Here is an 8,629-nt window from a genome sequence, read left to right on the forward strand (position 1 = left end):
CGCACATTCCCCGGTATAGCAATCATCGGCGTCCAAGCACATCGAGAACCCGCGCCAACGCCTCCGGATCGACGTGCGCATCCACCCGGATGCACCGACGGTTGCCGAGATCGATCTCTATCAATCCAGTACGCGCGGCTGCCGCCGAGCGAACTCGGCCATCCACCGTAGGCAAAAGCTTCGCAGTTTCTTCAGCCGAGGCCGCTACGGCGGCGATCTGCACCGGCGTAAAAGATGGTACAACTTGTTCCGATGTCCGCGCTTGTCGACGCCAGGTAAACACCAGGCTGGTCGCTACTCCGTTGCGCCGCGCAACCTCCGTTACCTTCGCGCCCGGTGCCAGCGTCTCCTCGACAATGCGTGCCTTGTCGTCCTGCGACCAACGCCGCCGCCGCTCCAGCCCGCCCATAACCTCGACCCGCATCGCCTGATGACCTTAAAGTTAGACTTAAGGTCACACGCTTCGCGAATTGCCACCCCTCACGCAAGACGGCCCCCGTCGGAGGCGTACGCTGGTCCGCAGCGGGTGTTGGTTCAAACCAACACGGAGGATGAAGAGGCCGGTCTGATCAGGACCGGGCCGGTAGGCGAAGCACAATTCGGAGGAACATGGATGAAACGGGCGCAGGTGGTTTCATCAAGGACCACCCGGTGAATACGATCGTCATCAACAATCAAAAGGGCGGCGTCGGCAAAACGACGCTTGCCGTGCATCTGGCCTGGTTCATGGCGGAAGCTGGCCGCCGGGTTCTGATGATCGACGTTGATGCGCAGGGCAACGCTACCGACACGCTCAAGCAGCACACAGGGTCGATTTCGGCGGCCGATCTCTTCAAGCCTGCGACCCGGTTTGTCGCTGGTGAAAACCACGGCATCACGCTGGCGCCGGCCGACAGTTCCTTGACGGATATCGACCGCGGTAATGCTGCTGCCGTCATGACCCTGCAGCAGAATCTCGCGGACGTTGCCGACCGGTTCGATGTCTGCGTGATCGACACCCCGCCATCGCTTGGCCTTCGCAGCGTCGCCTGCCTGGTCGCCGCCTCGCATGTGTTGGCGCCGATTTACCTGGAAGATTATTCCGTAAAGGGCGTTAAAGGCCTGATGCAGACCGTGATCGGTGTGCAACGACGGTACGGTCGTCAGGACACGCGATTCCTCGGCCTGCTGCCGTCGAACTTCAACACCAAGTCGCCGCGTCAACGAGTGCATTTGGAGCAGTTGTTGCGCGAAGCCGGCAAGTACGTGTTCCCAGGCCAGATTGTTGCACGGGACGGCTATGCCGAAGCGGTTGCGGAACGGGTGCCGGTGTGGAGCTTGAAGCGTCGCTCGGCGCAAGAAGCAGGTCGGGAAATCCGCGCAGTTCTCGCCAAGATCGCAGAACGGCTCGATCAGGAGACCACGAATGGCGCTTGATCTCAGCTTCAGGGAACTCGTCGACGTCGCGGCAAACCCTGGCTCAGCAACCGGGCGGCCGCTCTTGGTCGCGATTGACTGTATTGACGAAGACCCCGATCAACCACGCCGCAACTTCAGCGAACCGGAACTGGAGGAGCTCTCCCAATCGATTGCCGGGCATGGCGTGCTGCAACCCATCGTGCTTCGCCGTTCTAATGAGGATGGACGCTACGTCATCGCCATGGGCGCGCGCCGGTACCGCGCGGCGCAGCGCGCGGGGTTGCGTGAAATGCCCGCATTCATTCAAGACGTCGCTTTACCCGACCGATACGCTCAGATGATCGAGAATATCCAGCGCGATGATTTGCGCGCGGCCGAGATCGCGAGGTTCATCGCTGACCGGTTGGACGCCGGCGATACTCAAGCGGAGATCTCGCGCAAGCTGGGCAAGCCAAGAGACTGGGTGTCGCGTTACGCGTCGGTTCAAAGCATGCCGGAATTCCTTCGGGCGCGACTTGAGGGCAGTTCGATTCGTGCTCTTTATGAACTCTACCAAGCCTGGCGCACGCACCCCGACGAGATCGAGCGGCTATGCGCGACGCAGGACAGCTTTACCGACGCACAGGCTCGGCAACTGGCCCGGGATGTGCGCGCGCACGGTGGTCGTGCCAATCCCCGGAACGAATTGCCTGCTCGACAACCTCGAGCCGAAAAATCCGATTTCCTCCCGGAAGCAGTGCTTCCACGCAACGCTGCGAAAGACCGAGAAGCAGCAACCGAGAATCAACCGCCAAAAACTCGCGTCGTTTCACAATCGAGGTCGGCAGCATCGCTGGCAATCAGGGTTCGGTATCAGAACCGAGCCGGACAGCTTGTTATCGATCGGCTCGCGACGCAGGGCTCCCGTCACGCTCTGGTGTTGGTTGATGGCGCGGACCACGAAGAAGAAGTTCCGGCGTCGGCGCTCACGATCGAGGAGATCCTGTCGAGATGAACTCGTTCGACACTTTCGCTGCCGCCGAGACAGACTATCGGCGTGTGCCGACGGAGCGACTTTCCCATCCAAAGGATGGCGCGTTAGCGCAGCAGCCGAAGGCCGAACGCGCTCCCCATAGCGCCGTAGAGAGGCCGCAGGCTGCTGGAAAGTCGCGGTCCACATCGCCGGTGTTAGTTAGTGCCTTCGTTTCCTTTGCCGGCGCATCGGTATTTGCGATACCTACTTCGCCAAGGGACCGCCGCGAGCGGAATGTGGCACAGAGGGCAGGGGCCCTCGATCGCTCCACAGCGGCGAGCGTTGAATGCAGAGAGTGTTGGTTTGAACCAACATCAAGGGGCAGATTTTTTTGCTCTCTAGTGCAGGATAGGCTTCGCGCCAGCGATGTATTACATCGTGATTGGGATTGGAGTGCATGGCTCTGATCTCGCTTCGCGTCTCGGACGAGGTCGCGGCGCAGTTCTCCGTTCTTGCAGCTACCCAGGGCGGAAAATCCGCGTTGCTGCGGCGTCTCATCGCTGATGCACTCGCTGCACCAGCGCCGCGCATCTTGGCGTTGCCGGTCGGACGGCCGGAGAAGGTGACGGTGCGATTTCGCGAGAGCGAGATGCGGCAGCTCGCTGAAGTTTCACATCAGCGCGGCATGACGCGAACCGGCTGGATTGTCGCGCTGGTGCGTTCACGGTTGGGGTCGCCTGTACAGCATTCCCCGAACGAGCATGAGGCGCTTCGTGCGATCGTGCGCGAGCTCAACCGGATCGGCGGCAACATCAACCAGATCGCGCGCGCTGCAAACACCAGCGTGCTGCAGGGCAGGGCGGTTGAGCCGGATCTATCCGCAATTCAAGAGGCTAAATTGGTCATTGAAACAGAGCTCGCGCGACTACGTAGTGCGCTGCACGGCAACGCGGATTATTGGGATGGACGGCGATGAGCCGGCGCTCGGCGCGGCCGACCGACCTCGTCTCCGAACTTCCGCCGATCTCGTATGTCTGGGAAACGCCCAATCGGCGCCCCCGGCGGGCGGAGTGGGATATCCCCGATCCGGCCGCTCCCGGCCGCCTTACGCCGGCGATGCGTGCAAAGCTCGAACGCATTGTGCGTCGAGCACCGGAGGTGATGGTCAAGATCACGGGCCGCACCAAGGGCGTGGCGCATCTCAAGTCGCACCTTGCATACATCACGCGAAACGGCGAGCTTGATGCGGAAACAGAGCAGGGGGCGACCCTAGCGGGTCGTTCCGGATTGAAAGATCTGCAGCAGCAATGGGAGGATGATGCCGGCCTCGACGATAAGCGACGCCGCGATGGGTCGCTTTCGATCAACATCATTCTGTCGATGCCGGCTGGCACAGATGCCGTGGCCGTCAAGGATTCAGCCCGGGCATTTGCCATCGAGACGTTCGGCGACAATCACGACTACGTCTTCGTCCAGCACCTCGATGACAAGCATCCCCACGTGCACTTGACGGTTCGCTCACTCGGCCACGACGGCAAGCGCCTCAACCCTCGCAAGGCGGATCTTCAGGCGTGGCGGGAGCGGTTTGCTGGCGAACTCCGGCTTCGCGGGATCGCGGCCGAGGCCACGCCGCGGCGAACCCGCGGACGGGTTCGAAAGGCCGACCGCGGGGCGGTCCTCGCTATGCGCAAGCGAAAGATCACACCCGATGTCGACCGGCTCGCCCGTAAGGAAGTGCTTTCGGAGGTCAGGGGCGGCAGGACTGCCAAACACGCTTGGGACGAACAGATTAAGTCACGTCAGGAGGCGATCCGGCGGCGTTATCTCGACTATGCCGCCGAGCTGCAGCGCTCCGGAGTGGCAGCGGATCACGAGTTAGCTCGTCAAGTTCGGCAATTCGTCAACGACATGCCTGCTGTCGAAACCCGACGTCATGAGCTGAAGAATGAGCTTGCGGAGCTCGCCAATATCCGGCGCCGAGACGCAAAGCAGGACGTTAGTGCCAAGCCGCGCGGTGAAGCGCGAGGTGATGAGCGGGCCAGATAATCGAGCCCGCGCCTGCGGCGGCTCCGGACCACCCTTCGAGGCACGCTAAGCTAACCCAAACCGAGACTCCCGAACCAGACAATCAAGCAAGGGCGCGCAGCGCTGGCGGCGTTGAAACCGACTGTCGAGAGCCTCAAGGCGAGTAAAGCAACGCCGCGATCCTGACCGTGGGTGGCTTTTTTTGTTACAGGACGCGTTGCCATTCGCTGATATCTTCTGGGATACCTAGCTTGGACGGGTCTCCGGCGGATGGCCAGAAACATGTGCCGTTAGCGAGAGCCTCTGCCGCCGATCCCGGCGAAGCGTGGTGCTCTAACTTTTCATCATCGAACACCAGATCGTAGCCCATCGAATTCGGGACAATCTGCGCCAACCCCGCGCGTGTTCTAAAGACCCACCTCGCCACTTCCGCGCTCTCCGCTTTCGAGCCCATCCCATCGCGTATTGACCGTTCGCCACGTTCTCATTACGTTCTCAGCAAGTCAAGGTTGATTTGACGCGTGTGGCGGGCGGACATTGTTGGCGATGGTTTCCTTGCTTATTGGCTTTGTTCTGAGCGTTACCGTGGCGGCATTGGTCGCAAGGTGCATCAATTCCAACGGTGGAGGTCGCGTTCGCGCCGTGATGCTTGGTGCCTTGGTTTCGACGGTGCTTTCTGTCCTTTCTGATTTTACCCTGGCTTACGCTCAGCAAGAATACGACCGTTCATTAGAAGCCGTCGTAAGCCGCGCTCTCGTCGCGGCCTTCATCGGCCTCGTGATCTCATTGTTTGTCACCTCGAAATCAGCAATTAGAGCAACGGCCGAATGAGATGGTGAATTGATTAGCTGGGAGGAGCCCTGAAGCACGGGGCCAGCGAGGGGCTGATGATATTCAGTTGGCTAAGGGGAAAGAAGAGCGAGCCGAGTCGAGGCGAGCTTTTCGCGCAGTCATTTGATTTGGACCTGCCAGTTCTGATTGATTTGATCGGAAGGCGACTTGCAAAGGAAGCCACAGCAGAACGGGCCATGCTGCTGGTCGCATTTAAGAACGCGCGGTCTGAACTGAAGATGTTCCGGCGGCTCAAGAAAGAAGAGAGGGCAGGCGTTCCGACCACTTACGCGGAATTTGGCAGGGCTACGGCTAAGTTGTTTGATAAGTATCCTCCGACGCAAGAAAGTGAGCCAGAAATCCCCAAGGCTGCGGAGTTGAAGCATCGGCGGCTATTTCATTTCTACAGAGCGAGCATGGTCGGCGCTATCTCTGAACGCGGGCACGAAACTAATCAGCAAATGCACGCAGTGGCCGAAGTGTGGGGCGAATATATAGCGAGTTCCGGACATCTGACTTCGATTGCCAAGCACTCCCGTCTCTGGTCCGAAGACGAACTTAGTTGGTGCGCCGCCGACTTCGACGACGAAATGCAAACCATAAACGTCGCTCTAACCGTCGTGCCGGGATTCCTTTGGCAACACGAAGAAATGCTCGCGATGGCTAAGAAGAGGTTTGGCCTGCACAGGACGACCTTTCTGACTCGAGGCCACGACAACGAGATATAGCGCGCAATGCTCGCCAAGCCAGCCAATGCCGTGCCCCAGACCTACTTGCAGGCGATCTCCAGTTCGTCAGTATCACGAAGGGCTTCGTCCTTTTCGTTTGCCTTGGCGCTCACAAACTTCATGCTCACCCGCGGCGGAACCGCGAAGTCTACGTCGAGATAGGCAGCACCGAGGCGCATCGTGCTTTGGATGCGTTTTGCCGTCGCGGCGCTTGTGATTAGGGCGGAGACCAACACCCCGCCGCCGGTCGCCCTCGCGGCAATAGCATTCACCTTCTGAATGTCAGTGTTTCCATTCGACTTCAGTCGAAGCCGAGCCTTTGGTGGAAGTGCCCAGGTGACCTTAAACGTCGTAACCTCATAGCCCATCTGTTCGAGTATTGGCAAAGCATCGCCGACCTGTTGCGTAAAAGTGTTGAATTCTGTCATCATCTTGCCAGTCGCGTCCGAAAAGTCTGGCAGCGAGAGATCAGGCATTGACGGCAGCGAAACGGACGGAAGTGAGGGCATGGCGGGCATCATGTCTCGCGCTGATTTAGTTATACTGTCGATCCGGCTAGGGGCCGAAGCGTCTTCCGAACTTGCGACAGTGGGAGCAACGATCAGCAGTAAAAGGGCGAATATAGCTCTCATATGATTCCCTTGGCCAAGGCATAGGGCTGATATAAATTTAGTCATACTACCTTAGGACGCGGCTATGTTCGACGCAATTACAGAAGGCATTAAGAAGTGGCTTGTGGGCCGATTTGCTTCAGCGATTAAACATACGACTCGGGCCGAGGATCGGGTGCTTGCCATTCAATGGCTAAGCGAGTCTCGCGCTGTCGTTGCTAGTGATCTTCGACCGATTGACAAATTTAGGAAGCTGAACTCGCTGATTTCCTCGCGAACCGCAATCGTGGCGATTGCGAAGAGCGTTTCTGAGGCCGTTTCAAATTACCGCAACTCGGACCTTCCGTTGCCGATGAAAATCGCTTTGCCCGCGACCTTGGCCGCCATTCCCTTGGTCGGGGGACACGCGGCGGGTATTGCGGCGTTCGGCGGTGCTCTTGGCGTTCCGGTTTTACTGCTCATCTTTCTCGGGGCGGCAGGCATCACTTCGATAATCGAGGCGGTCGTTACTAACCCAGAGGCGCGACCTCACATTGCTGAAATCATTGACGCCATAGTCGAAGATCAGCGTTTGCGGCGTACTAGCACACAAATGAAGACCGCGATGAAAGAGCAGCCGATGGACCCGACCCGCTTTTCTGTTCCGCCAGAGGAAGCGGCGTTGCGGGCTTGCCTACTCGGCATGGACCCGTTTCTATTCGAGCGCCATACGATGAGTTTCTTCGACGCTGCGGGTTTTGAGGCATGGGTAACGCGGAAGTCAAACGACTTTGGTGTTGATGGTTTTGCTATCCACCCTGAAGGGCTGATGATCGTCCAATGCAAGCGAAACGCGACCGAGAACAGGGTGGGTCGTCCGGCCATCCAACAATTCAAGGGAGTAATTGAAGAGCAGAACGCTCTGCGTGGTTATGTCGTCACGACATCCACCTTTACGGAGGAAGCTATTGAGTCCGCTCAACTGTCAGACAAGCTTATTTTAGTCGACATGCAGTCTCTCTTGGGTTGGCACGCTGAAGCTCCGACCTTCTCATGAAGGGCGCAGGACGGGCGGCTGTACGGATAAACCCGAACATCAAGCCATGAAACAGCGACGGATAGGGGTAGAATGACGGGCAAAGCAACGAAGGACAAACAGGAAAGGCGGCGAGCGTTCGGGTTCGGGATAGGCTTAACGGTGTTCGGGATAGCCGCATTAGTCTTTGAGTGGTTTAACAGAGACGCGGTTGCGATTGTTGGCGCCGTGCTACTGGGCTTTGTCATCGGGATGCTTGTTGGCTTCTTTGTGCAGGAGGCAAAGGAATGGACACGACAGGCGATGACGGCATCTGTTGCAGTAATAGCGAGTGCGGGCGTGTTGGCGCTGTTGCGGTATGCTGCCCCTGACCCGCATGACGTTTGGTTCTACCCGGCCGGTCTCGTCATCGGTTTCGGGTTCGGCACGATTTGGGACGCAGTCAATCCGGCGTAGCGGCAAGAGGCGGTTGGCTGGGGAAGGACCTTCGGTGCGATCACTAGTTCTAACGAGTCTCTTTCTCTTGCTGTCGACCATCGACCTGCATGCAGATGACAAATCCCTTGCCGACAAGGTGAAGTCTACGTGGCGCTCGCAAACGGGCGAAACGGCCGAGCAAATATTTGCCAAGACCTCGAAGGTAGCGCATTTTGTTCCGAGAGGCTGGGAGGCTGGTCAAAAGACCGACGAGGGCGACGCCGTTTTCTTCTCGTGGGCTAAGCACCGAGCAGATAAGTCAGTGAACTTCCTCCGAATGAGTGGACACCTGTAGTAGGCTCGTTGAGCCTGGAGGTGTTGAATGGAACGTGCACGTCGGTCGTTTACTGAAGAGTACAAGCGCGAGGCGGCGGGGTTGGTGGTGTCGAGCGGCCGCTCGATCGGGTCGGTAGCCAAGGAGCTCGGTCTGCGCGACTCAGTGCTGCGGCGCTGGGTCGATAAGCTCCGGCGCGAGCCGGCATCGGCGGCGTGGCGCCCCACCACGCAGGCGACGCCGATGTCGGCGGACCAGGCTTCGGAACTCGCCGTGTTGCGCCAGGAGAACGAGCGGCTGCGGATGGAACGCGACATT

The 8,629-nt window shown here is 59.0% G+C and carries 12 protein-coding genes; 10 read left to right on the top strand and 2 right to left on the bottom strand.

Annotation, left to right across the window (positions count from 1 at the left end; all coding sequences use genetic code 11):
* Nucleotides 1–22: 22 nt before the first annotated feature.
* Nucleotides 23–424 carry an IS66-like element accessory protein TnpA gene (gene tnpA, locus K410_RS0101230; protein ID WP_028133142.1) on the bottom strand — a complete coding sequence of 134 codons (402 nt, stop codon included), beginning with the start codon at nucleotides 422–424 and terminating at the stop codon, nucleotides 23–25.
* A gap of 185 nt (nucleotides 425–609) precedes the next feature.
* On the opposite strand from tnpA, the gene K410_RS0101235 reads away from it, so the two are divergent.
* From K410_RS0101235 to K410_RS0101265, 6 genes are all read left to right on the top strand, one after another.
* Nucleotides 610–1,416: a ParA family protein gene (locus K410_RS0101235; RefSeq protein ID WP_245269309.1), complete on the top strand. Its 807-nt coding sequence runs from the start codon at nucleotides 610–612 to the stop codon at nucleotides 1,414–1,416.
* A complete protein-coding gene (locus K410_RS0101240) occupies nucleotides 1,406–2,392 on the top strand; it encodes a ParB/RepB/Spo0J family partition protein (RefSeq protein WP_049819875.1) in 987 nt (328 codons plus the stop codon). The genes K410_RS0101235 and K410_RS0101240 overlap by 11 nt, the downstream gene beginning before the upstream one ends.
* Nucleotides 2,393–2,807: 415 nt before the next feature.
* The gene (locus K410_RS0101245) at nucleotides 2,808–3,326 is read left to right on the top strand and encodes a plasmid mobilization protein (RefSeq protein ID WP_049819876.1); all 519 of its coding nucleotides are present in this window, start codon (nucleotides 2,808–2,810) and stop codon (nucleotides 3,324–3,326) included.
* Complete coding sequence (locus K410_RS0101250) at nucleotides 3,323–4,396, top strand: relaxase/mobilization nuclease domain-containing protein (protein WP_028133146.1); 1,074 nt, start codon at nucleotides 3,323–3,325, stop codon at nucleotides 4,394–4,396. The genes K410_RS0101245 and K410_RS0101250 overlap by 4 nt, the downstream gene beginning before the upstream one ends.
* 519 nt (nucleotides 4,397–4,915) lie before the next feature.
* Complete coding sequence (locus tag K410_RS0101260; RefSeq protein ID WP_155253177.1) at nucleotides 4,916–5,206, top strand: hypothetical protein; 291 nt, start codon at nucleotides 4,916–4,918, stop codon at nucleotides 5,204–5,206.
* A 56-nt stretch (nucleotides 5,207–5,262) separates the two neighbouring features.
* Nucleotides 5,263–5,934: a hypothetical protein gene (locus tag K410_RS0101265; RefSeq protein ID WP_155253178.1), complete on the top strand. Its 672-nt coding sequence runs from the start codon at nucleotides 5,263–5,265 to the stop codon at nucleotides 5,932–5,934.
* A gap of 41 nt (nucleotides 5,935–5,975) precedes the next feature.
* Here the strand turns inward: K410_RS0101265 and K410_RS0101270 are convergent, their stop codons facing one another.
* Nucleotides 5,976–6,443, bottom strand: coding sequence for a hypothetical protein (locus K410_RS0101270; protein WP_155253179.1), 468 nt, complete (start codon nucleotides 6,441–6,443; stop codon nucleotides 5,976–5,978).
* A 187-nt stretch (nucleotides 6,444–6,630) separates the two neighbouring features.
* Between K410_RS0101270 and K410_RS0101275 the strand changes: the two genes are divergently transcribed.
* The 4 genes from K410_RS0101275 to K410_RS0101290 all read left to right on the top strand — a co-directional run.
* Nucleotides 6,631–7,581, top strand: coding sequence for a restriction endonuclease (locus K410_RS0101275; RefSeq protein WP_049819878.1), 951 nt, complete (start codon nucleotides 6,631–6,633; stop codon nucleotides 7,579–7,581).
* A 72-nt stretch (nucleotides 7,582–7,653) separates the two neighbouring features.
* The gene (locus tag K410_RS0101280) at nucleotides 7,654–8,016 is read left to right on the top strand and encodes a hypothetical protein (protein WP_028133152.1); all 363 of its coding nucleotides are present in this window, start codon (nucleotides 7,654–7,656) and stop codon (nucleotides 8,014–8,016) included.
* Nucleotides 8,017–8,083: 67 nt separating this feature from the next.
* Nucleotides 8,084–8,332: a hypothetical protein gene (locus tag K410_RS0101285; protein ID WP_028133153.1), complete on the top strand. Its 249-nt coding sequence runs from the start codon at nucleotides 8,084–8,086 to the stop codon at nucleotides 8,330–8,332.
* Between the two features lie 27 nt (nucleotides 8,333–8,359).
* Nucleotides 8,360–8,629 (top strand): IS3 family transposase (locus tag K410_RS0101290; RefSeq protein WP_028133154.1); only part of this gene is annotated, 270 nt, incomplete at its 3' end.

It is taken from the genome of Bradyrhizobium sp. 22 (assembly GCF_000482425.1).
In the GTDB taxonomy this organism is placed as follows: Bacteria; Pseudomonadota; Alphaproteobacteria; order Rhizobiales; family Xanthobacteraceae; genus Bradyrhizobium; species Bradyrhizobium japonicum_B.

Excerpts from the sequence above, each read along its gene's own strand:
- K410_RS0101275 (WP_049819878.1), top strand. The coding sequence starts at position 6,631 with ATGTTCGACGCAATTACAGAAGGCATTAAGAAGTGGCTTGTGGGCCGA.
- K410_RS0101265 (WP_155253178.1), top strand. The coding sequence starts at position 5,263 with ATGATATTCAGTTGGCTAAGGGGAAAGAAGAGCGAGCCGAGTCGAGGC.
- K410_RS0101280 (WP_028133152.1), top strand. The coding sequence starts at position 7,654 with ATGACGGGCAAAGCAACGAAGGACAAACAGGAAAGGCGGCGAGCGTTC.
- K410_RS0101235 (WP_245269309.1), top strand. The coding sequence starts at position 610 with ATGGATGAAACGGGCGCAGGTGGTTTCATCAAGGACCACCCGGTGAAT.
- tnpA (WP_028133142.1), bottom strand. The coding sequence starts at position 424 with ATGCGGGTCGAGGTTATGGGCGGGCTGGAGCGGCGGCGGCGTTGGTCG.
- K410_RS0101240 (WP_049819875.1), top strand. The coding sequence starts at position 1,406 with ATGGCGCTTGATCTCAGCTTCAGGGAACTCGTCGACGTCGCGGCAAAC.
- K410_RS0101270 (WP_155253179.1), bottom strand. The coding sequence starts at position 6,443 with ATGCCCTCACTTCCGTCCGTTTCGCTGCCGTCAATGCCTGATCTCTCG.
- K410_RS0101250 (WP_028133146.1), top strand. The coding sequence starts at position 3,323 with ATGAGCCGGCGCTCGGCGCGGCCGACCGACCTCGTCTCCGAACTTCCG.
- K410_RS0101245 (WP_049819876.1), top strand. The coding sequence starts at position 2,808 with ATGGCTCTGATCTCGCTTCGCGTCTCGGACGAGGTCGCGGCGCAGTTC.